The organism is Vibrio sp. JCM 18905 (genome assembly GCF_055393305.1).
In genome coordinates this window covers 289,001-313,742 of record NZ_AP043880.1, presented here as the reverse complement: position 1 = coordinate 313,742, position 24,742 = coordinate 289,001, and the positions used below count along the sequence as shown (strand labels likewise).

Here is a 24,742-nt window from a genome sequence, read left to right as displayed (position 1 = left end):
AATAAATTGGTTAGAATACGCGCCATCAAATGTGGAGACTGTTTTCTAACCAGAAAACATCCGGCAAAGGTCTTTACCAAAACTGGCCAATATTTTACCCCAAGAGGTAAAAACAAGTTCATTTTTGGCAAACATCTTTAACTCCGTGAATTTGAGGAAAATGGAAGCATGAATAACGCTCGTCCTATTCGCCGTGCGCTTATCAGCGTATCAGACAAAACAGGTATTGTTGAGTTTGCACAAGCTCTTGCTGAGCGCGGTGTCGATATCCTATCTACTGGTGGTACAGCACGCCTACTTGCCGAACAAGGCATCGCAGTAACAGAAGTCTCTGACTACACAGGTTTCCCAGAAATGATGGACGGCCGCGTTAAAACGCTTCACCCGAAAGTTCACGGTGGTGTGCTTGGTCGTCGTGGTCAAGATGACGACGTGATGGCAAAACATGGCATCAATCCAATCGACATGGTCGTTGTTAACCTATACCCATTCGCAGAAACCGTTGCAAAAGAAGGCTGTACACTAGCTGACGCGGTTGAAAACATCGATATCGGCGGCCCAACGATGGTTCGCTCTGCAGCGAAAAATCACAAAGACGTGACTATCGTTGTGAACGCTCATGATTACGATCGCGTTATCGCTGAAATGGACGCGAACGAGAAATCTCTAACACTAGAGACTCGTTTCGACCTTGCTATCGCAGCATTCGAGCACACTGCTGCTTACGATGGCATGATCGCAAACTACTTCGGCACTATGGTTCCATCTTACGGTGAGAACAAAGAAGGTGATGAAGAGTCTAAATTCCCACGTACTTTCAACCAGCAATTCGAGAAAAAACAAGACATGCGCTACGGTGAGAACAGCCACCAAGCAGCCGCATTCTACGTTGAAGCAAACCCACAAGAAGCATCTGTTTCTACTGCTCGCCAAATCCAAGGTAAAGCCCTCTCTTACAACAACATTGCAGACACTGATGCAGCACTTGAGTGTGTGAAAGAGTTCAACGAGCCTGCATGTGTAATCGTAAAACACGCCAACCCATGTGGCGTTGCGCTAGGTAAAGACATCCTCGAAGCGTACAACCGCGCTTACCAAACTGACCCAACGTCAGCGTTCGGCGGCATCATTGCATTCAACCAAGAGCTAGATGCAAAAACGGCTAGCGCTATCGTTGAGCGTCAATTCGTTGAAGTGATTATCGCACCTTCTGTTTCTGCTGAAGCGATTGAAATCGTTGCAGCGAAGAAGAACGTACGTCTACTAGAGTGTGGCGAGTGGTCAACGAAGACAACGGGCTTTGACGTAAAACACGTCAACGGTGGTCTACTGGTTCAAGACCGCGACCAAGGCATGGTAAGCCTAGACGATCTTAAAGTCGTGTCTAAACGTCAGCCGACAGAAGAAGAGCTAAAAGACGCCCTATTCTGCTGGAAAGTAGCGAAATACGTGAAATCTAACGCGATCGTTTACGCGAAAGGCGACATGACTATCGGTGTAGGCGCAGGCCAAATGAGCCGCGTTTACTCAGCGAAAATTGCCGGCATCAAAGCCGCAGATGAAGGCTTAGAAGTTTCCGGTAGCGTAATGGCATCTGACGCTTTCTTCCCATTCCGCGACGGTATCGATGCCGCAGCAGAAGCCGGCATTAAGTGCGTAATTCAGCCAGGTGGCTCTATGCGTGATGACGAAGTTATCGCAGCGGCAGACGAACACGGCATGGCGATGATCTTTACCGGTATGCGTCACTTCCGCCACTAATCCTCTCGTCTTCACTGGGACGATAACTGCGTTGACGGCGTTCACTTATCCTAATCACATAGCATACTATGCTCATAGGAATAAGTTCACTTGTCGCCTTGTCCTCGTCCCATTGAATTAGAGAGGCCATACTCAGGTCTTTGCGAAATATCTGAGTTTGAGCAAACGGTATTTATAAGATTAAGGATTTTCATATGCGAGTTTTAATCATTGGTTCAGGCGGTCGTGAACATGCGCTAGGCTGGAAAGCAGCGCAAAACCCAAATGTTGAGGCTATTTTCATTGCTCCAGGCAACGCAGGTACAGCACTAGAGCCAAAACTAGAGAACGTAAACATCGATGTAGAAGACATCGCTGGCCTTGTTGCTTTCGCCAAAGAGAAGGCGATTGAACTGACTATCGTTGGCCCAGAAGCACCATTGGTTATTGGTGTGGTGGATGCGTTCCGCGAAGCGGGATTACCAATCTTTGGTCCTACCCAAGCCGCAGCGCAGCTTGAAGGCTCTAAAGCATTTACTAAAGACTTCCTTGCTCGTCACCAAATCCCAACCGGTGCATACGCAAACTTCACAGAAATTGAACCAGCGCTTGCTTACGTACGTGAGCAAGGTGCACCGATTGTGGTGAAAGCCGACGGCCTTGCGGCTGGTAAAGGCGTGATTGTGGCAATGACGCTAGAAGAAGCCGAAGACGCAATCAAAGACATGCTAGCAGGCAACGCATTTGGTGACGCAGGCAGCCGCGTGGTTATCGAAGAGTTCCTAGATGGCGAAGAAGCAAGCTTCATCGTGATGGTGGATGGTGAGAACGTTCTGCCAATGGCCACCAGCCAAGATCACAAACGCGTAGGTGACAAAGATACAGGTCCTAACACTGGTGGCATGGGCGCGTACTCGCCAGCTCCTGTGGTAACACCAGAAATTCACAACCGCATCATGGAAGAAGTCATTTACCCAACGGTACGTGGCATGGCGTCTGAAGGTAACCCATACACAGGTTTCCTATACGCGGGTCTGATGATCGACAAAGATGGTACGCCTAAAGTGATCGAGTACAACTGCCGCTTCGGTGATCCAGAGACACAACCAATCATGATGCGTATGGAATCGGATCTGGTTGATCTTTGCTTGGCTGCGATTGACCAAAAACTGGATCAAGTGGAATCAAAATGGGATCCACGTGCGTCGATTGGTATCGTGCTCGCAGCCGGTGGTTACCCAGCAGCGTACAACAAAGGCGATGTGATCTCTGGTCTGCCACAAGTTGAAATTGAAGGCGAGAAAGTCTTCCACGCGGGTACAGACAATAAAGATGGCAACATCGTAACAAACGGCGGTCGTGTTCTTTGTGCAACCGCACTTGGCAATAGCGTATCAGAAGCGCAGCAACGCGCTTACGAGCTTGCAAAACAGATCAGTTGGGACGGCATGTTCCATCGCAGTGACATCGGCTACCGTGCGATTGCACGTGAGCAAGAAAAATAAAAACAACTTAAGTTGGCTAAAAAACAAAAGGCGCATTCAGCGCCTTTTTTATTACTCTGTCAGCAAGTAAGTCTCACCAAGCTTACTCAGCGAGTAATGCTGGTCGTGGTACACAATCAAAGTCATCATCATTGAGCATCAACAGTTCATCAACCGTTGCTTTATTTCGTGACTGCTTGCCGACAAAAGCCACGTAACTGTCTACAGATGAGAGACGCTCGATAATAAATTTTGGCAACGTCTGATTAAACTCGAGTGTCGAGAACGCTTCACCTTTGCAGGTTTCAAACGATTGGCCATTCCAATAACCTTGAATGAGGCTCTGACTGTTACGAGACTGCGCCTTAACCGACGCCACTACATCATTCGCTTCTGTCTTGTAACGTTCTAATTGTTCATGCTGAAGTGGTAAGACTTTACGATTAACGCGATATTGTTGGTAAACCGCTTCGCCATCTTTATTAAAACGGATGTGGATTTGAAAAGGCACCAACTCTTGCTTGGTATCAACTTGCTCACCTTTTCGAATCAACTCTCGAAGCTCACCGTCATCCCAACGGTAGTCACTTTGAAACCAGCCATTATCCCCCATCGTCACGTAATCAGCAGCCGTACTCACGCGAGTGAGTTTCTCGGTCATCCAGTACAAGCTACTTGCGTCTCCAGCAACTTTGCCGCCAGAGAAGTGAGTGAATTGTTCTAAATTAGGAGTTTCAACCGACGAACAGCCAAAAAGGGTAAAGCTAGATAAGAGAAGTGAAGCGAGTAGATGTTTTTTCATGAAGTTGCACCGAGGCAGGATACCTCGGTGCATTCTAACTTAGTTTACTGATTCTTTCAGCGCTTTACCTGCTACGAATGCAGGTACGTTAGCTGCTGCGATTTGAATCTCGTCACCAGTCTTAGGGTTACGACCAGTACGTGCAGCGCGGTGGTTTACTTTGAATGTACCAAAACCAATTAGTTGAACTTGGTCACCCTCTTTAAGTGCACCAGTTACACCATCAAGAGTCGCTTCAAGAGCAGCTTTTGCTTGTGCTTTTGATAGGTCTGCTTTCTCTGCGATAAAGTCGATTAATTGGGTCTTGTTCATTAGGTTTCCCTTCTCATAGGTTATCGAATTCGTCTCACTCTAAAACATAAATGCCCCATCTGGCAAAGGTTTGTAAGCGATCTTTCGATTTTCTGACGTACTTTTAGCCATAATATGAGTAATAACTCACAATTTGTTACCACATACCCCCTGAAAACCCTTGCTTTCCAAGGTATTTGGACCAATTTATAAGGCACTTTTGCGGTTATAATAGCTGCAAATAACCATTATCAAACTACATTCAAGGGCAACTATGCTGCTGTTATCCATTTATATCTCTATTGCAATCGGCATTTCGTTTATCTGTTCGGTGCTGGAGGCGGTACTGCTGAGTATCAGTCCGAGCTACATTGCGCAGCTCAATCAACAGGGGCATCCCGCAGCTGGGCAACTGGCTAAGCTAAAATCAGATATCGACCGACCATTGGCATCCATTCTAACTCTAAATACCATTGCTCATACCATCGGCGCGGCCACTGCTGGTGCACAAGCTGCGGTGGTATTTGGTAGCGAAGCGTTAGGTATCTTTTCGGCAGTGCTCACACTGGCGATCTTGGTACTTTCAGAGATCGTACCGAAAACAATTGGCGCAACTTACTGGCGTCAATTGGCGCCAACCGCGGCAGTCGCATTACGTTGGATGGTATGGGCGCTCACGCCATTCGTATGGTTTTCAGAGCAAATCACCAAGCGTCTTGCTCGTAACCACGAAGCTCCGAAAATGCGTGATGAACTGTCTGCAATGGCGATTCTGGCACGTGAAAGCGGTGAATTTGCCGAGGGTGAATCAAAAATATTAAGCAACTTGCTTGGCATCCAAGATGTACCTGTAACGCAGGTTATGACGCCACGTCCTGTGGTATTCCGTATCGATGCCACGATGACCATCAATGAGTTCCTAGAAAAACACAAGGATACACCTTTCTCACGTCCATTGGTTTATAGCGAACAAAAGGACAACATCATTGGTTTTGTGCACCGCCTTGAGTTGTTCAAACTACAACAATCAGGTTGTGGACAGAAACAACTGGGAGCAATCATGCGCCCGATTCAAGTGGTGCTAAACAACACGACTTTACCGAAAGTGTTTGACCAGATGATGACTCATCGCCTACAGCTAGCCCTTGTCGTTGACGAATACGGTACTGTGCAAGGCTTGGTGACGTTGGAGGATATTTTTGAACACCTCGTGGGTGAAGAAATCATCGATGAAGCGGATAAAAGTACCGACATGCAAGAGCTGGCTTACCAACGCTGGGAAAGCTGGAAAGAAATGCACGGCGTAATCGAAAGCCGCGATGATGATGAAGAGGAAGACCTGGAGAAGCATCACAAGGAGCCAGAAACTCAAGAAGTGACAAAACCAGACTCTAAAGAATCGTAATCAGCATTGGGCATAACCGCTCAAACGCCGCAAACAAAAAGGCATCCATTTAGGATGCCTTTTTTCTATCTATTCAACGATTAAAGTGCGATACCGATGTTGCTCACGCCTTCTTCACGTAACTCTTCACGTAAATCTTTAATCAAGCTGATGTCACGCTCTACCGCTTCACGCAGTGGACGGAAAATAGCCCACTGCACGTCCCATTCTTCACATACGGCTTCATTTTCTTTCTGGTTGTCGTTGGTTATTAGCTCTGCACCTTGCGCTTGCTCTAGATCAGCAACGGTTTGTACCGACTGTTGGCTCACTTTAAGCATTGAATCGAAAAGGTAGTCGCGGTCCAATAGACCATGCAGTAACGTAGACAAACCCTGACAAGCGTCCATCGCTGGATAAACCCCGTAAAAATCGAACTCATCCGCACTTGGGAACAACTCTTCTAACTTCTCTAATTGACGTTCGAAGTTAATTTTCGCGTTCTTAACTGTCAAAATTTCCCATACACTATCAAGAATCGCTCGGTACGCACGCGGGTCAGCAAATTCTGTATTCTCACAAAACATCGCATAGTTTGGATACATGCGTTCACACAGACACGCCATAAAGGTAATTTGTTGCCAAGGTTCTAGTTTTTCTAAACGAACCTGAAGAGGATTCTTAAGCATAGTCACTCAATCATTGAAGAAAAAAACAGCGAAAGTGTACTTGATTCATCACAGGGAAAAAAGTTAATGCCGCATTCAAATCAGATTTTCCTGCTCTCAGAGCATCGTGACACCTACGAAACGTTATTGACGGAGAGAAAGCTACCAGATCTGAGCATCACTGATAAGCCAGAGGAAGCTCAAATAGTTCTTGCCGATCCGCCATTACTATCCAATAGATTAGACGAGTTTTCACAGATTGAGTGGGTGCAATCCACATTTGCGGGGGTGAACGCTTTAATGTCACCGGATCTGCGCCAAGATTACACACTGACCAACGTACGCGGTATTTTCGGCCCATTAATTGCCGAGTATGTGCTGGGTTACAGTATTGCCCATTACCGCCACTTCAACCGATACCACCAGCAACAACAAAACAAACGATGGCAGCCTCACCTCTATACATCATTACAAAGTAAAACCATGGTGATTCTCGGTACTGGTAGTATTGGGTGTTATTTGGGCAATGCCGCTAAAGCAATGGGAATAAAAACCATCGGTATGAACCGCACAGGTATTCCGACCTCAGGTGGTGAGTTTCATCAGACCTTTCATATCAGTGAACTAAGTAAGGCATTAGAACAAGCCGACATTGTTGTGAATACCCTACCAAGTACACCGGAGACGCAACAGTTACTCAATCGTCAAACACTCAGCCAACTAAGTCAGGCATTATTGTTTAACGTAGGTCGTGGCGACGTACTGGATGAGGCTGGATTGCTCTTCGCTCTGAAAAACCGTTGGGTAGAACACGCCTTCTTAGATGTGTTTGAGCAAGAACCGTTATCGGTAGAACATCCGTTTTGGAAACTTCCGCAAGTCACCATCACTCCACACATTGCTGCGCTGAGTTTTCCCGAGCAAGTCATCGAGATTTTTGCTGACAACTATCTACGCTGGCGCGATGGGTTTTCATTAAATTATCAAGTGGATTTCGAAAAGGGTTACTAAGAATGTCGTTAGACGAGCTATTGCAGCGAGTGAGGGCCTGCCAGATCTGCGCGGATAATTTACCTTTGGGCGCAAACCCTGTCGTACAAGCAGCAAAAGGGGCACGCATCCTAATCATCGGTCAGGCCCCTGGCACACGTGTACACAAAACCTCGATACCTTGGAATGACCCAAGTGGTGATCGATTACGCCAATGGCTCGATATCGACAAAGACGTTTTCTACGACCCAAATAAAATTGCCATTGTCCCAATGGGATTCTGTTATCCAGGCAAAGGGAACTCTGGTGATTTACCGCCTCGCAAAGAATGTGCGCCCACTTGGCATAGAAAGATTCTTGAGCAGCTGCCCAATATAGAGCTCACTCTACTAATTGGTCAGTACTCGCAGCAGTACTATCTCACCAACAAACCAAAGACGCTCACGCAAACCGTTCAGCAATGGCAAGATTGGGAACCGGACTTTATCCCGCTCCCTCACCCATCTCCACGCAATACATTGTGGTTAAAGAAGAATCCTTGGTTTGAATCTGACGTCGTACCATACCTTAAAAAACGCGTTCACTCGATGCTTTAGGTTACCCATGATCTAATTGCTTTTGTATCTGTACAAGAAAATGAGCACACAAACACAAACCGCTAAGCTATTGTTTATAATAAAATTAAAAAATAAGCGTACAGACTAAATAGCAATTAGATCATAGTAGGCCAAATACTACTAGAGCTGTACAGCCTTGAGTCTCAGATAGAAAAACTGAATTTTAGGTAAAAAAATACCGGCACTGAATGCCGGCATTTGATTTCAAAAAATCTAACTTACTTGTGGTATGGCTTAGATAACTCGTGTACCGCATCCACAAACACGCCTGCGTTTTCTGGCGGCACATCCAAGTGGATACCGTGACCTAGGTTGAACACATGACCAGTCCCCGTATCACCAAATCCTTCTAGGATATCCGCTACTTCTTCACGGATGCGCTCTGGCGAAGCGTAAAGCATGGATGGGTCCATGTTACCTTGCAGCGCCACTTTATCACCGATACGTGCTTTCGCGTCTGCAATGTTGATTGTCCAGTCTAGACCAACTGCATCACAGCCCGTTGCTGCGATTTGCTCAAGCCACATGCCGCCATTCTTAGTAAATAGTGTTACTGGCACGCGGCGACCGTCGTTTTCACGAATCAGACCATCAACGATCTTGTGCATGTATTGTAGCGAGAACAGATTGTAATCACGAGGCGTTAATACGCCACCCCATGTGTCAAATACCATTACCGACTGCGCGCCTGCTTTAATTTGCGCGTTTAGGTACTCGATAACGCTGTCTGCCAGCTTATCTAGAAGTAAGTGCAGAGTTTGTGGTTCCGCGTACATCATTTTCTTGATCTTGGTGAAGGCTTTAGAACTGCCACCTTCGATCATGTACGTAGCAAGAGTCCACGGGCTACCAGAGAAGCCAATTAACGGCACTTCACCCTTAAGGTCTTTACGGATCTGACGTACTGCGTTCATTACATATTGCAGTTCACCTTCTGGATCTGGCAAACCAATTCTTTCCACGTCAGCTTTGCATGTAATTGGGTTATCAAAAACAGGTCCTTCGCCCGCAGCAAAACGTAAACCAAGCCCCATTGCATCTGGAATCGTTAAGATGTCCGAGAATAAGATCGCGGCATCAAGAGGAAAACGGCGTAATGGTTGAAGTGTCACTTCGGATGCTAATTCTGCATTTCGACACAAAGACATGAAATCACCCGCTTCTGCACGAGTCGCTTTGTATTCTGGTAGGTAACGACCTGCCTGGCGCATCATCCATACTGGCGTGTAATCTACCGGCTCTTTTAAAAGCGCACGCAGATAACGATCATTTTTTAATTCAGTCATTCCGTAATTCCAACTGTTAGGCTTTCTGTGAAAGAGGGTATTCTATCACTGATTTAAGTCCAATAGCTGTGTGCTTTGCAACCTGGATCAAGTTATTAACTTTTAAATCAATGCTTAATTTGCACCCAATCGGTATCAGTGTTAAAAATTTGTTCGCTAGCGAAAACTACAATTATAAACTGAGTACTCAGTACTCAGCATCTCATAACGACATCTTACTTACCCCCTCCCTCTCGGAGGGTTTTTTTTATCTATTTATCAGATAATTAGTGTCTATATCTTTCAGCGTTTGTTCGATAAGTGCTCTTGCAATCGTTCCTTTAGGCGCAACAGGCGGCATCTCGTCGATACCAAACCATTGTGCATCAGACAGCTCAGTGTAGTCTGGACTTAACTCTCCAGATTCATAGTCAGCTAAAAACCCCATCATCATACTCGATGGGAAAGCCCAAGGCTGGCTGCCGAAGTAACGAATATTTTTAACGAGAATTCCTGTTTCTTCATGAATTTCTCGAGCCACACACTCTTCTAATGTCTCACCGACTTCTAAGAAGCCAGCAATAACCGTATACATACCATTTCGATGCCTTGGATGTTGAGCCAATAAGATCTGATTCTCTTTACGCACAGCAACGATAATACACGGAAATATTCGAGGATAATGGAGGGTACGGCATTCGCCACACTGCATAGCTAACTGGTTATTATTAAGAAAGTTTCTTCCACCGCACTGTGGGCAAAAACGCAGACTTTGCGTCATGTGCCCATACTGGACCGCTTTACTTAACAACATAAATAATGGCTCAGGAAAATGCAGGCAGTCGCGTAGTGAGACTAATGGTAGATCATGCTCCAGATCAGACAAATTAAGCCACATGACGGGCGAACCTGAATACTCACCAATGGTCCTTGCACTCACTTCAGGCAGTGATAACTGCTCTGCAGACCCGAAAGGCACAGCACCATCCACCAGCCAAATTTCACTTCCTGCAACAACACACCAGTATGCATTTATCGCGCGGTTAACATCACCTTTTCTTAACATTACACCATCCCTTTGCTTGAAGTTCGTTCATTTTACTGGCAATCTAATTTCATACTAGAGTTTGTCGTTAAGTAAATTTGCACTCTAAATTCTAGTAAGGACAAGAGTTTGTAATAACTTTACTAACTTTGCTTTGCAAAGGATACGTTCGCCAACAGGCGATCAGATCATGAGGGCATGGTCATGCTAAAAAAATTCAAACAAACACAAGATCAGTGGGGTGGCTCAAGTGATGTCATTGATCACTGGTTAGAGACAAGACAATCCCTGATTGTTGAATATTGTAAGCTTGCAGCACTGCAACCTTGTTCGAAAACCAATGTTATTGAACTCCCATCTCCTTCCGAATTGCAGGATTTCTGTCAGCATCTCGTTGATTACATCTCCGAGGGCCATTTTAAAATCTACGACATGGTTATGGATCGCTGGAAAGCGACTGGCTTTGTCGTGACCAATGAAATCAATCAAACTTATGGTCAAATAGTCCTGACAACTGAACCACTATTGAACTTTAACGATAAGTACTCAGAAGTTACTGAAGATGATGAATTAGATGATTTCGATTCTGATATGTGTCTCATTGGCGAAATTCTTGAGACTCGATTTGAAGTCGAGGACTATCTGATACAGCAGATCGCAGAAAGTCTGTCTATGCCCCCAGGGGCTTAGTGTTTGCGAATATTCAGAGACTGAAGGATAGAAAAGACTGACGATCATCGTCGGTCTTTTTTGTTTCTAGCCTTATCACTATTACCTTCTCTAAGAACCCTCTCGAAGAAAAAGGCAGGATAAAAACTAAAAAGGCACCCGAAGGTGCCTTTTTTCTTAAGCTTCTAACGATTACTCGTTAAATGGCTTACTCTTCAGAAGAGAAACCAGCGTTTAGAAGTGCCGCTAGGTTATCCGTTGCTTGCTCAGCAGAAGGACCATCTTGCGCTTCAGAACGTTTAGCTTGACGCTCTTGGTGGTATGCGAAACCAGTACCAGCTGGGATCAGACGACCAACAATTACGTTCTCTTTCAGACCACGTAGGTCATCACGCTTACCAGAAACCGCTGCTTCTGTTAGTACGCGAGTTGTCTCCTGGAACGATGCCGCAGAGATGAACGACTCAGTCGCTAGAGATGCTTTAGTGATACCTAGTAGTTCACGTTCGAAACGTGCAGGCTCTTTGCCTTCAGCTTCTAGGTTACGGTTAGCAATCTTAACTTGTGAGTACTCAATCTGCTCACCAGGTAGGAACTCAGAGTCACCAGAGTGAGTAATAGTACACTTACGTAGCATCTGACGAACGATAGTTTCAATGTGCTTATCGTTAATCTTAACGCCTTGTAGACGGTAAACTTCCTGTACTTCGTTAGCAATGTACTGCGTTACCGCGTGTACGCCACGTAGACGTAGGATGTCGTGTGGAGACTCTGGACCATCTGCGATCACGTCACCACGTTCAACTTTTTCACCTTCGAATACGTTCAACTGACGATGCTTAGGAATCATCTCTTCGTAAGCTTCACCGCTTTCACGTGTGATCACTAAGCGACGTTTACCTTTCGTCTCTTTACCGAAGCTCACAGTACCTGTGTGCTCAGCAAGGATTGCAGGCTCTTTCGGCTTACGTGCTTCAAATAGGTCAGCAACTCGTGGAAGACCACCGGTGATATCTTTGTTACCGCCAGACTTCTGAGGAATACGTGCTAGTGTCGCACCAACACCTACTGCTGCGCCATCTTCGATGTTCACAATCGCTTTACCAGGTAGGAAGTAGTGAGCTGGCATATCAGTACCAGGGATCATTACATCGTTACCTTGCTCATCAACAAGTTTGATAGCTGGACGCATATCTTTACCTGCTGAAGGACGAGCTGCTGGGTCAGTTACTTCGCTTGAAGATAGACCTGTTAGGTCATCGGTTTGACGAGATACTGTTACGCCGTCGATCATGTCTACGAACTGGATGCGACCTGCTACCTCAGTAATGATAGGTAGTGTGTGTGCTTCCCAGTTTGCAACTGTTTCGCCAGCTTGAACTGTATCGCCATCGCCTTTGCTTAGTAGCGTACCGTAAGGCAGTTTGTGTTTCTCTTTCGTACGACCAAACTCATCAATAATAGTTAGCTCTGTCGCACGAGAAGTGATAACGATCTTACCGTCATCTGCCAGTACAGATTTAGCGTTGTGTAGCTTGATAGAACCGTTGTTCTTAACTTGAACACTGTTCTCTGCCGCTGCTGTCGATGCCGCACCACCGATGTGGAACGTACGCATGGTAAGCTGTGTACCTGGTTCACCGATAGACTGAGCAGCGATAACACCTACTGCTTCACCTTGGTTCACTAGGTGGCCACGTGCTAGGTCACGACCGTAACACTGTGCACAACAACCGAAGTCAGAATCACACGTTACTACAGAGCGCACTTTCATGCTGTCTACTGAGTTCTCTTCCATGATTTGACACCACTTCTCATCGATTAGGGTGTTACGTGGAATAAGAACGTCTTCAGTGCCAGGTTTTAGTACGTCTTCAGCAACAACACGACCAAGAGCAAGCTCAGAAAGTGCAACTTTAACATCACCACCCTCGATGTGAGGCATCATGTCGACACCTTCGTGAGTGCCACAGTCATGTTCAGTTACAACAACGTCTTGAGCAACGTCTACTAGACGACGAGTTAGGTAACCCGAGTTCGCTGTTTTCAGTGCCGTATCCGCAAGACCCTTACGAGCACCGTGCGTTGAGATAAAGTACTGAAGTACGTTTAGACCTTCTTTAAAGTTCGCTGTGATCGGCGTTTCGATGATTGAACCATCTGGACGCGCCATCAGACCACGCATACCCGCAAGCTGACGAATCTGTGCTGCAGAACCACGAGCGCCCGAGTCCGCCATCATGTAGATGCTGTTGAATGACTCTTGCTGTTCCTCTTCACCATCACGGTTAACTACCGTTTCAGATGAAAGGTTTTCCATCATTGCTTTCGCAACACGGTCGTTGGTCGATGCCCAGATATCGATAACTTTGTTGTAGCGTTCGCCCGCAGTAACAAGACCTGATTGGTACTGTTCCTGGATTTCACGTACTTCTTCTTCCGCTTCAGCGATTTCAGTGTACTTAGCTGCTGGTACAACCATATCGTCGATACCAACAGATACACCAGAAAGTGCCGCGTATGCGAAACCTGTGTACATGATTTGGTCAGCGAAGATTACCGTGTCTTTCAGACCTAGTTTACGGTACGCCTCATTAAGTAGGTTAGAGATTTGCTTCTTACCTAGCTTTTGGTTAACGATGCTGTACGGTAGACCAGCTGGCACGATTTGCCATAGCATTGCACGACCAACAGTGGTATCTACCATCTTAGTTTCAGTAGTGCTGTTGCCGTCTTCGTCTACAACGGTTTCTGTAATACGTACTTTAACGCGTGCATGAAGCTCAGCTTGTTTAGTGCGGTATGCTTTCTCAGCCTCTTCTGGGCCAGAAAGGTACATGCCTTCACCTTTCACGTTGATCTTTTCACGAGTCATGTAGTACAGACCCAATACAACGTCCTGAGAAGGTACGATGATCGGATCACCTGACGCTGGCGACAGAATGTTGTTTGTCGACATCATCAGAGTACGAGCTTCAAGCTGTGCCTCTAGAGTTAGAGGTACGTGAACCGCCATTTGGTCACCATCGAAGTCCGCGTTGTACGCCGCACATACAAGTGGGTGTAGCTGAATCGCTTTACCTTCGATTAGTACTGGTTCGAACGCCTGGATACCGAGACGGTGAAGTGTCGGTGCACGGTTCAATAGTACTGGGTGTTCACGGATTACTTCGTCTAGGATATCCCAAACGACCGCTTCTTCACGCTCTACCATTTTCTTAGCAGCTTTGATTGTAGTCGCAAGACCACGAGTCTCTAGCTTGCTGTAGATGAATGGTTTGAATAGCTCAAGTGCCATCTTCTTAGGAAGACCACACTGGTGCAGACGAAGGTATGGACCTACTGTGATTACAGAACGGCCAGAGTAGTCTACACGTTTACCTAGAAGGTTCTGACGGAAACGACCTTGTTTACCCTTGATCATATCAGCAAGAGATTTCAGAGGACGCTTGTTAGAACCTGTGATCGCACGACCACGACGACCGTTATCTAGTAGCGCATCAACAGACTCTTGCAGCATACGTTTTTCGTTACGTACGATGATGTCCGGAGCAGCTAGCTCTAGAAGACGCTTCAAACGGTTGTTACGGTTGATCACACGACGGTATAGATCGTTAAGATCAGAAGTCGCAAAGCGACCGCCATCTAGAGGTACTAGAGGACGTAGATCTGGCGGAAGTACTGGAAGTACTGTTAGGATCATCCACTCTGGGTTGTTACCCGATGCGATGAACGCTTCTACCAGCTTAAGACGCTTAGTTACTTTCTTACGCTTAGTTTCAGAGTTTGTTGTCTCTAACTCTTCACGCATTTGTTCTGCTTCAGCGTGCATATCCATAGAACCTAGTAGGTCCTTGATAGCTTCCGCACCCATCTTAGCAGTGAACTCGTCGCCCCACTCTTCTAGACGATCTAGATACTCTTCTTCCGTAAGCATCTGACCTTTTTCTAGATCAGTCATACCTGGTTCTGTTACTACGTACATTTCGAAGTAAAGAACACGTTCGATATCACGTAGAGGGATATCCATCAGTAGACCGATACGAGACGGTAGCGATTTTAGGAACCAGATGTGAGCTACTGGTGAAGCCAGTTCAATGTGGCCCATACGGTCACGACGAACTTTAGTTTGTGTAACTTCTACACCACACTTCTCACAGATAACACCACGGTGCTTCAGGCGCTTGTACTTACCACAAAGACATTCGTAGTCTTTAACTGGACCAAAGATACGCGCACAGAACAGACCATCGCGTTCAGGTTTGAACGTACGATAGTTGATCGTTTCAGGTTTTTTAACTTCACCAAAAGACCATGAACGGATCATGTCTGGTGAAGATAGACCGATTTTGATTGCATCAAATTCTTCGGTCTTATGCTGTGCTTTTAGAAAGTTTAATAAGTCTTTCACAATCAGCTCCTGTAAGGAGTTAAAAGGAGCTCACTCGCTAAAGTGAGCACCTTCTTCCAAATAATCGCTTTGATTCTCTCGACTTTCATCAAGAGAGAAAGGATTACTCTTCGTCTTCTAGCTCGATGTTGATACCTAGCGAGCGGATCTCTTTCAACAGTACGTTGAACGATTCTGGCATGCCAGGTTCCATGCTGTGGTTACCGTCTACGATGTTCTTGTACATCTTAGTACGGCCGTTAACGTCATCCGACTTAACCGTTAGCATTTCTTGTAGCGTGTAAGCAGCACCGTATGCTTCTAGTGCCCATACTTCCATCTCACCGAAACGCTGACCACCGAACTGAGCTTTACCACCTAGTGGCTGCTGAGTTACTAGGCTGTACGAACCAGTTGAACGAGCGTGCATCTTGTCATCAACAAGGTGGTTCAGTTTCAGCATGTACATGTAACCAACAGTTACAGGACGCTCAAACGCATCACCTGTGCGACCATCAAATAGCGTTAGCTGACCTGATGTTGGTAGATCTGCTAGCTCAAGAAGTGCTTTGATTGACTCTTCTGGAGCACCATCAAATACAGGAGTCGCGATAGGTAGACCGCCACGCAAGTTCTTGATCAGAGTACGTACTTCATCATCAGATAGAGAAGCAATGTCTACTTTCTGGCGAGTGTCGCCTAGGTCGTAAACTTTTTGTAGGAACTCACGGAATTTCGCTAGTTCTTGCTGCTCTTTAACCATCTGGTTGATCTTGTCACCGATACCTTTCGCTGCCAGACCTAAGTGTACTTCTAGGATCTGACCGATGTTCATACGCGAAGGTACACCCAGTGGGTTAAGTACGATGTCTACAGGCTGACCTTTTTCATCGTATGGCATGTCTTCAACAGGGTTGATCTTAGAGATTACACCCTTGTTACCGTGACGACCCGCCATCTTATCACCAGGCTGAATGCGACGTTTAACCGCTAGGTAAACCTTAACGATCTTCAGTACGCCAGGTGCTAAATCATCACCTTGAGTGATCTTACGACGTTTAGTTTCGAACTTCTTATCGAAGTCAGCTTTTAGCTCGTCCCACTGCTCAGCAAGTTGCTCAAGCTGAGTTTGTAGTGCGTCATCTTCTAGCGTTAGCTCTAGCCACTTCTTACGATCAGTCGTGTCTAGTTTCGCTTCAGAGTAACCGCCTTCAATCAATACAGCTTTAACACGGTTTAGAAGGCCACCCTCAAGAATCTGGAATTCTTCAGTTAGGTCTTTCTTCGCTTCTTTAAGCTGCATCTGTTCGATTTCAAGCGCACGCTTGTCTTTCTCTACGCCATCGCGAGTGAAGACTTGAACGTCGATGATCGTACCTGATACAGAGTTAGGTACACGTAGTGAAGTATCTTTAACATCAGATGCTTTTTCACCGAAGATAGCACGTAGTAGCTTCTCTTCAGGCGTTAGCTGAGTTTCACCTTTAGGTGTTACTTTACCAACTAGGATGTCGCCACCCTTAACTTCAGCACCGATGTAAACGATACCTGACTCGTCTAGTTTAGACAGAGCAGATTCACCTACGTTTGGAATATCAGCTGTAATCTCTTCAGAGCCCAGCTTAGTATCACGCGCCACACAAGTAAGTTCTTGAATGTGGATTGTCGTGAAGCGGTCTTCTTGAACTACGCGCTCAGATACTAAGATCGAGTCTTCGAAGTTGTAACCGTTCCAAGGCATGAACGCGATACGCATGTTTTGACCAAGCGCTAGCTCACCTAGGTCTGTCGAAGGACCATCAGCAAGCACGTCACCGCGTGATACAGGTTCACCTGGCATCACACATGGGCGTTGGTTAATACATGTGTTCTGGTTAGAACGTGTGTATTTAGTCAGGTTGTAGATATCGATACCAGCTTCACCTGGTACTAGCTCTTCTTCGTTTACTTTAACAACGATACGAGAAGCATCTACTGACTGGATTACACCACCACGTTTCGCAACTGCAGTTACACCTGAGTCAACGGCTACGTTACGTTCAATACCAGTACCAACAAGCGGTTTGTCAGCTTTCAGTGTCGGAACTGCCTGACGTTGCATGTTCGCACCCATCAATGCACGGTTCGCATCATCGTGTTCTAGGAACGGGATAAGCGATGCAGCGATAGATACAACCTGGTTTGTCGCAACGTCCATGTACTGAGCGTGCTCACGAGGGTGTAGACCAGATTCACCTTTCTGACGAGCTGTGATCAGCTCATCTGCAAAAGTACCATCTTCGTTTAGCTTAGCGTTCGCCTGAGCGATAACAAATTGGCCTTCTTCGATTGCAGACAGGTAATCTACTTCGTCTGTTACTACGCCATCTACAACGCGACGGTATGGTGTCTCTAGGAAACCGTACTCGTTACAACGCGCAAACGCAGATAGAGAGTTGATCAGACCGATGTTTGGACCTTCAGGCGTTTCGATAGGACATAGACGACCGTAGTGCGTTACGTGTACGTCACGTACTTCGAAGCCAGCACGTTCACGAGTTAGACCGCCAGGACCCAATGCAGAAATACGACGCTTGTGCGTTACTTCTGATAGCGGGTTGTTTTGGTCCATGAACTGTGAAAGCTGTGAAGAGCCAAAGAACTCTTTAACTGCCGCAGAAATTGGCTTCGCGTTGATCAAGTCTTGAGGCATGATTGCGTCAAGATCGCCTAGGCTTAGACGCTCTTTAACTGCACGCTCAACACGTACTAGACCTACACGGAACTGGTTCTCAGCCATTTCGCCTACAGAACGGATACGACGGTTGCCTAGGTGGTCGATATCGTCCACTTCGCCCTTACCGTTACGGATCGCGATCAGCTTCTTCATCACTTCGATGATATCAGTTTCATCAAGTGTGCCTTGCTCTTGAGCATCTTCACGGCCGATAGAGCTGTTGAACTTCATACGACCAACAGTCGATAGATCGTAACGCTCTTCAGAGAAGAATAGGCTTTCGAATAGAGCTTCTGCAGCTTCTTTTGTTGGCGGCTCACCAGGGCGCATCATGCGGTAGATTTCTACCAATGCAGAAATACGATCAACCGTGCTGTCGATACGTAGCGTTTCTGACATGAATGGACCGTGGTCTAGATCGTTCGTAAATAGAACTTCTAGCGCTTTGTGGCCAGCCTGAGATAGGTTCGCTAGTGCTTCCAGGCTGATTTCCTGGTTAGCGTTAACAATGATCTCGCCAGTTGCTTCATTAATGTAATCTTTTGATGCAACTTTACCTACGATGTACTCAACTGGTACTTCGATGTGATCAACACCATCTTTTTCTAGTTGGCGGATATGACGAGCTGTTACGCGACGACCTTGCTCAACGTAAACTTTACCATTCGCTTCGATGTCGAATGACGCAGTTTCACCACGTAGACGATCTGGAACCAACTCCATCAATAGAGTTTGGTCTTTCACTTCGAAGTTCACTTTCTCGAAGAAGAGATCTAGGATTTCTTCTGTCGACTTACCTAGTGCACGAAGGATGATCGATGCTGGTAGCTTACGACGGCGGTCGATACGAACGTACAAGTTATCCTTAGGATCAAACTCGAAATCAAGCCATGAACCACGGTAAGGAATAACACGTGCGTTGTATAAAACTTTACCTGAAGAGTGGGTCTTACCCTTATCGCTGTCGAAGAACACGCCTGGGCTTCGGTGCAGCTGGGATACGATAACCCTCTCGGTACCGTTAATTACGAAGGTACCATTGTCTGTCATGAGTGGAATTTCACCCATGTAGACTTCTTGTTCTTTAATGTCTTTTACAGTACCTGCTGGCGCGTCTTTATCAAAGATAACTAGGCGTAGTTTTACACGTAGTGGCTTTGAGTAAGTTACACCGCGGATTTGACATTCTTTAACGTCAAAAACTGGCTCACCAAGACGGTAGCTAACGTATTGCAGCTCAGAATTGCCGTTGTAGCTCTGAATCGGGAATACAGAACGGAAAGCGGCTTCAAGACCGTATTGACCTTCAGGATCCTGTTCGATGAATTTGTCGAACGAATCGAGCTGGATCGATAGCAGGTATGGAATGTCCAAAACTTGTGGACGAGTACCAAAGTCCTTACGGATGCGCTTTTTCTCGGTATAAGAGTAAACCATGGGGTTCCTCAGCTCGCTGATAAGTGACCCAAACTGTCCGCCCGCTCCTAGTTACTTAAGGGGGGTAAGGGACAGTGACTAATATAGCTGTTTACTGTAGTGACATTTCATTTCGTAAGAATGAAATGTTTTTTGCATGGATATCAGGCGCTTAAACAGCGGGAAAATTCGCCTATACCCTACAGCGCAAAAAGGCCGGTGGTTAAAAAACCACCAGCCAATTAGCCGTTAGGCTAAGAAACTATGCAATAATTACTTAACAGCAACAGTTGCACCAGCTTCTTCTAGCTGAGCTTTAAGAGCTTCAGCTTCTGCTTTCTCAACACCTTCTTTAAGAGGTGCTGGAGCGCCGTCTACAAGAGCTTTAGCTTCTTTAAGACCTAGGCCAGTTGCGCCACGTACTGCTTTGATTACAGCAACTTTGTTACCGCCAGCAGCTTCTAGGATTACGTCGAATTCAGTTTGCTCAGCAGCAGCTTCGCCGCCAGCAGCGCCGCCAGCTACAACAGCAGCAGCAGCAGAAACACCGAATTTCTCTTCCATTGCTTCGATTAGTTCAACAACTTGCATTACAGACATTTCTGCAACTGCGTCTAGGATTTGCTCGTTAGTAATAGACATAACAATTCTCTTTTAAGTCAACAATAAGTTTATTAAGCAACCAGTAAAAAGCAAGGCTTATGCCGCTGCTTCTTGTTTTTGATCGCGGATAGCTGCGATAGTACGCGCCAGCTTGCCAGCCGAAGCTTCTTTCATGCACATCATTAGGCGTGCAATTGCTTCGTCGTAAGTTGGTAGTGTTGCTAGTACTTCAGCGTCAGTTAAAGCGCCTTCATAAGCAGCAGCTTTGATCTCGAAATCTTTGTTCTCTTTAGCGAAGTCTTTGAAAAGACGCGCTGCAGCACCTGGGTGCTCGTTAGAGAATGCGATTAGTGTAGGACCAGTGAAAGTGTCAGTTAGACACTCGTACTCAGTACCTTCAACCGCACGACGAGCAAGAGTGTTACGAACAACTCTCATGTAAACGCCAGCTTCACGAGCTTGTTTACGTAGAGAAGTCATCGCGCCAACTTGAACGCCACGAGAATCAGCTACAACTGCAGAAAGTGCACCACTGGCAGCTTCGTTGACTTCAGCAACAATTGCTTTTTTGTCTTGAAGGTTTAAAGCCATCTTGGATTTACTCCTGGTTGTCGTTACACCACTCACTATCATCACGACAGTGAGAGCTATTGAGGTGCTTCCCCAGAAGAAAGTTAACTATATTACATAGAGCTTTCTGTCAGTTCGGGCACCATCTACGTAGGATAATTAAGTTTGCTTTTACACAAACACCTACGGTCTTGGACGGAGACTGGGTCTTAATTCATTTCGAACTAGGAGACAGTTCAAAGAACCAAAGTTCAGCCCCAACCACAAATATTAGGCGCAAAATTATACACTAATTTTGCGCCTAAGCAAATAAATTATGCTTGAGTGTTCAGGCTAGCCTGATCAACAGCAACACCAGCACCCATAGTAGTAGAGATGCTTACTTTCTTCAGGAAAGTACCTTTCGCTGAAGATGGCTTAGCTTTCTTCAGAGCAACTAGAAGTGCTTCTAGGTTCTCTTTGATCTGCTCAGCAGAGAAGTTTGCTTTACCGATAGTAGTGTGGATGATGCCGTTTTTGTCGTTACGGTAACGAACCTGACCAGCTTTAGCGTTTTTAACTGCTTCAGCAACGTTAGGAGTTACAGTACCAACTTTAGGGTTTGGCATAAGACCGCGAGGACCTAGGATAGTACCTAGTTGACCTACAACGCGCATTGCATCTGGAGAAGCAACAACTACGTCAAAGTTCATTTCGCCTTTCTTAACTTGCTCAGCAAGATCTTCCATACCTACGATATCTGCGCCAGCTTCTTTAGCTGCTTCAGCGTTAGCACCTTGAGTGAACACTGCAACGCGGATTTCGCGGCCAGTACCGTGAGGTAGTACAGTTGCACCACGTACGTTCTGGTCAGATTTACGAGCATCAATGCCTAGGTTAACAGCAACGTCTACAGACTCAACGAATTTCGCAGTCGCTAGTTCTTGAAGAAGAGCAACAGCTTCGTTGATTTCGTATTCTTTAGTTACGTCAACTTTTTCGCGGATTACGCGCATGCGCTTAGTTAGTTTTGCCATCTTATTAACCCTCTACCACTAGGCCCATTGAACGAGCAGTACCAGCGATAGAACGCTTCATCGCTTCGATGTCAGCACCAGTCATATCAGCAGCTTTAGTTTCTGCGATTTCTTGGATTTGAGCGTCAGTTACAGTACCAACTTTTTCAGTGTTTGGACGACCTGAACCAGACTTAACGCCAGCAGCTTTCTTAAGAAGAACAGCAGCAGGTGGAGTCTTAGTTACGAACGTGAAAGAACGGTCGCTGTATACTGTGATAACTACTGGAGTTGGTAGACCTTTCTCAATAGATTCTGTTTTTGCGTTGAACGCTTTACAGAATTCCATGATGTTCACACCGTGTTGACCTAGTGCAGGACCTACTGGTGGACTAGGGTTAGCCATACCAGCAGCAACTTGTAGCTTGATGTAAGCTTCAACTTTCTTAGCCATGATAATTCCTAAGTTTGGGTACAAACGCTAATCGCGGATCAGCTCCCCGTTTGTGTAAGAAACTTTTTACTTCACTTGAAGTAAAAAGGCGCGAAATTATAGTCATAATCCGCGCCTTATACAACCCTAAAAAGGTGATTTTTTATACTCTTTAACAAAGAGTCTTAGTCCAGCTTTTCAACCTGACCAAATTCAAGCTCAACTGGTGTCGCACGACCAAAGATCGAGACAGACACTTTCAGGCGGCTCTTCTCGTAATCCACTTCTTCAACAGTACCGTTGAAGTCAGCAAATGGACCTTCGTTAACACGTACCACTTCACCCGCTTCGTACATTGTACGTGGACGAGGCGCTTCACTCGCTTTCTCAAGACGATTAAGAATCGCGTCAGCCTCTTTATCCGTGATAGGTGCCGGACGATCTGAGGTACCACCAATGAAGCCCATGACACGCGGCACACTGCGTACTAGGTGCCATGATTCATCGTTCATAATCATCTGAACAAGGACGTAACCTGGGAAGAACTTACGCTCAGATTTGCGACGCTGACCCGCGCGCATTTCTACTACTTCTTCAGTAGGAACCAGTACTTCACCGAATAGCTCTTCCATGCCGTGCATTTTGATATGCTCGCGCAGAGATTGAGCTACACGACCTTCAAATCCAGAGAAGGCTTGAACCACATACCAGCGTTTTTTTGGAGCTTCACTCATGAATAAAAACCCTCTATACCCCAGTTGCTAGAGCTACTAGACGAACCATAATTCCGTCAATACCCCATAGCACTAGAGCCATTACAATACTTACAGCTAAAACGATCAGTGTTGTTTGCATGGTTTCTTGGCGAGTAGGCCAAACAACTTTACGTACTTCCATACGCGATTCTTTTGCAAAACTGATCGCTGCTTTACCTTTAGTCGTTGTTGCTGCAACGCCTAAGGCAGCTGCAATAAGAACAACAACGCCTGCAGCACGAACCACTACAGACATTTCACCATACAGGTAATTACCCACAACAGCGGCAGCTGCCAATACGAAAGCGGCTAACCACTTAAACGTATCTGCTGCGTTTGAGCTATCAGGAGTTTCAGCATTATTTGCTTTCATAAAACCAACCTGTTACAAGTCTTAATATAGACGACAACAACCCCGCTGTTGCAGGGCAAACTCCATATCGCTGAAAAAATCAGCGTACTCTTCTTAAGATTAAGCATCTTTGCTTAATCTTGCTCTGCGCCCAACCCACTTCTGAACAAGAAAACAGCAAAAATAATGTTGAGTGCAGAAAAAGGGCATCAAATGATGCCCTTTTTGCTACTGGTTCGTCAAATCTAATTCAAGATTTTCCGAAAGCATCGCTAATTCGCTATGAATTAGTCGAAGATCTTAGCAACAACACCAGCACCTACTGTACGGCCACCTTCACGGATCGCGAAACGTAGACCTTCGTCCATTGCGATTGGTGCGATTAGCTCAACAGTCATCTGTACGTTGTCACCTGGCATTACCATTTCTACGCCTTCTGGTAGCTGGATGTCACCAGTTACGTCAGTTGTACGGAAGTAGAACTGTGGACGGTAGCCTTTGAAGAATGGAGTGTGACGACCACCTTCATCTTTAGACAGTACGTATACTTCTGATTCGAACTTAGTGTGTGGAGTGATTGAACCAGGCTTCGCTAGTACTTGACCACGTTCAACTTCGTCACGCTTAGTACCACGTAGAAGTGCACCAACGTTCTCACCTGCACGGCCTTCGTCTAGAAGCTTACGGAACATCTCTACACCAGTACATGTTGTAGTAGTTGTTTCCTTGATACCTACGATAGCAACTTCGTCACCTACAGTTAGGATACCACGCTCGATACGACCAGTTACTACTGTACCACGACCTTGGATTGAGAATACGTCTTCGATAGGCATTAGGAATGGCTGATCTACCGCACGCTCTGGCTCAGGGATGTAAGTATCTAGCGCTTCAGCTAGTTCAACGATTTTCGCTTCCCACTGCTCTTCGCCGTTTAGTGCGCCTAGTGCAGAACCTTGGATAACTGGTAGGTCATCACCTGGGAAATCGTATTCAGATAGAAGTTCACGAACTTCCATTTCTACTAGTTCTAGTAGCTCTTCATCGTCAACCATGTCACATTTGTTCATGAATACGATGATGTATGGGATACCAACCTGACGGCCTAGTAGGATGTGCTCACGAGTTTGTGGCATTGGGCCATCTGTCGCAGCAACAACTAGGATACCACCGTCCATCTGTGCAGCACCAGTGATCATGTTTTTAACGTAGTCCGCGTGTCCTGGACAGTCAACGTGTGCGTAGTGACGAGTTGGAGTGTCGTACTCAACGTGAGAAGTTGCGATTGTGATACCGCGCTCACGCTCTTCTGGAGCGTTATCGATAGATGCGAAGTCTTTAGCTACACCGCCGTAAACTTTAGCAAGAGTAGTACAGATAGCTGCAGTTAGAGTTGTTTTACCGTGGTCAACGTGGCCGATAGTACCAACGTTAACGTGCGGTTTCGTACGTTCAAATTTTTCTTTAGACATGAGTGGTCCCTCTAGGTACGGATTTAGGTGGCCCAAATTGACCACGCAACCAAAAAAAGATAATTGGTAAATCTAATATCAAAAG

The 24,742-nt window shown here is 46.0% G+C and carries 20 protein-coding genes; 6 read left to right on the top strand and 14 right to left on the bottom strand.

Annotated elements, in window-relative coordinates; translation table 11 throughout:
- Positions 1–168: 168 nt before the first annotated feature.
- Complete coding sequence (gene purH / locus ACZ5ZC_RS18105; protein ID WP_054868375.1) at positions 169–1,761, top strand: bifunctional phosphoribosylaminoimidazolecarboxamide formyltransferase/IMP cyclohydrolase; 1,593 nt, start codon at positions 169–171, stop codon at positions 1,759–1,761.
- A 194-nt stretch (positions 1,762–1,955) separates the two neighbouring features.
- On the top strand, positions 1,956–3,245 hold the full coding sequence (gene purD / locus ACZ5ZC_RS18100; protein WP_054868376.1) for a phosphoribosylamine--glycine ligase: 1,290 nt from the start codon (positions 1,956–1,958) through the stop codon (positions 3,243–3,245).
- A gap of 82 nt (positions 3,246–3,327) precedes the next feature.
- On the opposite strand, the gene ACZ5ZC_RS18095 is transcribed toward purD, so the two are convergent.
- Together ACZ5ZC_RS18095 and hupA are read right to left on the bottom strand one after the other, a co-directional pair.
- A complete protein-coding gene (locus ACZ5ZC_RS18095; protein ID WP_248382293.1) occupies positions 3,328–4,026 on the bottom strand; it encodes a DUF1481 domain-containing protein in 699 nt (232 codons plus the stop codon).
- A gap of 39 nt (positions 4,027–4,065) precedes the next feature.
- Positions 4,066–4,338 (bottom strand): nucleoid-associated protein HU-alpha, encoded by a 273-nt coding sequence (gene hupA / locus ACZ5ZC_RS18090; RefSeq protein WP_005382524.1) that lies wholly within the window; start codon positions 4,336–4,338, stop codon positions 4,066–4,068.
- 253 nt (positions 4,339–4,591) lie between these two features.
- Here hupA and ACZ5ZC_RS18085 point away from each other — a divergent pair, with 253 nt between their 5' ends.
- Positions 4,592–5,722, top strand: coding sequence for a hemolysin family protein (locus tag ACZ5ZC_RS18085; RefSeq protein ID WP_104969901.1), 1,131 nt, complete (start codon positions 4,592–4,594; stop codon positions 5,720–5,722).
- An 80-nt stretch (positions 5,723–5,802) separates the two neighbouring features.
- Here ACZ5ZC_RS18085 and ACZ5ZC_RS18080 read toward each other — a convergent pair whose 3' ends face one another.
- Positions 5,803–6,390 (bottom strand): YjaG family protein, encoded by a 588-nt coding sequence (locus ACZ5ZC_RS18080; RefSeq protein WP_054868379.1) that lies wholly within the window; start codon positions 6,388–6,390, stop codon positions 5,803–5,805.
- 66 nt (positions 6,391–6,456) lie between these two features.
- Between ACZ5ZC_RS18080 and ACZ5ZC_RS18075 the strand changes: the two genes are divergently transcribed.
- The gene (locus ACZ5ZC_RS18075; protein ID WP_464932174.1) at positions 6,457–7,380 is read left to right on the top strand and encodes a D-2-hydroxyacid dehydrogenase; all 924 of its coding nucleotides are present in this window, start codon (positions 6,457–6,459) and stop codon (positions 7,378–7,380) included.
- A 2-nt stretch (positions 7,381–7,382) separates the two neighbouring features.
- On the top strand, positions 7,383–7,955 hold the full coding sequence (locus ACZ5ZC_RS18070; RefSeq protein WP_464932173.1) for a uracil-DNA glycosylase family protein: 573 nt from the start codon (positions 7,383–7,385) through the stop codon (positions 7,953–7,955).
- Between the two features lie 239 nt (positions 7,956–8,194).
- On the opposite strand, the gene hemE is transcribed toward ACZ5ZC_RS18070, so the two are convergent.
- Both hemE and nudC read right to left on the bottom strand, forming a co-directional pair.
- Entirely contained in the window at positions 8,195–9,262 is a 1,068-nt protein-coding gene (gene hemE, locus ACZ5ZC_RS18065; RefSeq protein WP_464932172.1) for a uroporphyrinogen decarboxylase, read from the bottom strand.
- Between the two features lie 247 nt (positions 9,263–9,509).
- Positions 9,510–10,307 (bottom strand): NAD(+) diphosphatase, encoded by a 798-nt coding sequence (gene nudC, locus ACZ5ZC_RS18060; RefSeq protein ID WP_464932171.1) that lies wholly within the window; start codon positions 10,305–10,307, stop codon positions 9,510–9,512.
- A gap of 177 nt (positions 10,308–10,484) precedes the next feature.
- On the opposite strand from nudC, the gene ACZ5ZC_RS18055 reads away from it, so the two are divergent.
- Positions 10,485–10,976 (top strand): Rsd/AlgQ family anti-sigma factor, encoded by a 492-nt coding sequence (locus ACZ5ZC_RS18055; protein ID WP_031780615.1) that lies wholly within the window; start codon positions 10,485–10,487, stop codon positions 10,974–10,976.
- Positions 10,977–11,163: 187 nt separating this feature from the next.
- On the opposite strand, the gene rpoC is transcribed toward ACZ5ZC_RS18055, so the two are convergent.
- The 9 genes from rpoC to tuf all read right to left on the bottom strand — a co-directional run bounded on the left by rpoC (position 11,164) and on the right by tuf (position 24,657).
- Complete coding sequence (rpoC, locus tag ACZ5ZC_RS18050) at positions 11,164–15,366, bottom strand: DNA-directed RNA polymerase subunit beta' (RefSeq protein ID WP_005397277.1); 4,203 nt, start codon at positions 15,364–15,366, stop codon at positions 11,164–11,166.
- Between the two features lie 103 nt (positions 15,367–15,469).
- Entirely contained in the window at positions 15,470–19,498 is a 4,029-nt protein-coding gene (rpoB, locus tag ACZ5ZC_RS18045) for a DNA-directed RNA polymerase subunit beta (RefSeq protein WP_005397275.1), read from the bottom strand.
- A gap of 252 nt (positions 19,499–19,750) precedes the next feature.
- Positions 19,751–20,119: a 50S ribosomal protein L7/L12 gene (rplL, locus tag ACZ5ZC_RS18040; RefSeq protein ID WP_005397273.1), complete on the bottom strand. Its 369-nt coding sequence runs from the start codon at positions 20,117–20,119 to the stop codon at positions 19,751–19,753.
- A 57-nt stretch (positions 20,120–20,176) separates the two neighbouring features.
- Positions 20,177–20,671 (bottom strand): 50S ribosomal protein L10, encoded by a 495-nt coding sequence (gene rplJ, locus ACZ5ZC_RS18035; protein WP_005397270.1) that lies wholly within the window; start codon positions 20,669–20,671, stop codon positions 20,177–20,179.
- A gap of 293 nt (positions 20,672–20,964) precedes the next feature.
- A complete protein-coding gene (rplA, locus tag ACZ5ZC_RS18030) occupies positions 20,965–21,666 on the bottom strand; it encodes a 50S ribosomal protein L1 (RefSeq protein ID WP_005384683.1) in 702 nt (233 codons plus the stop codon).
- A gap of 4 nt (positions 21,667–21,670) precedes the next feature.
- Entirely contained in the window at positions 21,671–22,099 is a 429-nt protein-coding gene (gene rplK, locus ACZ5ZC_RS18025; RefSeq protein ID WP_005384682.1) for a 50S ribosomal protein L11, read from the bottom strand.
- Positions 22,100–22,263: 164 nt separating this feature from the next.
- Positions 22,264–22,812, bottom strand: coding sequence for a transcription termination/antitermination protein NusG (gene nusG, locus ACZ5ZC_RS18020; RefSeq protein ID WP_005384681.1), 549 nt, complete (start codon positions 22,810–22,812; stop codon positions 22,264–22,266).
- Between the two features lie 13 nt (positions 22,813–22,825).
- Positions 22,826–23,206, bottom strand: a complete 381-nt coding sequence (gene secE / locus ACZ5ZC_RS18015) for a preprotein translocase subunit SecE (RefSeq protein WP_005397258.1) — start codon at positions 23,204–23,206, stop codon at positions 22,826–22,828.
- Positions 23,207–23,472: 266 nt separating this feature from the next.
- Positions 23,473–24,657 (bottom strand): elongation factor Tu, encoded by a 1,185-nt coding sequence (gene tuf / locus ACZ5ZC_RS18010; protein WP_012841309.1) that lies wholly within the window; start codon positions 24,655–24,657, stop codon positions 23,473–23,475.
- Positions 24,658–24,742: the final 85 nt, after the last annotated feature.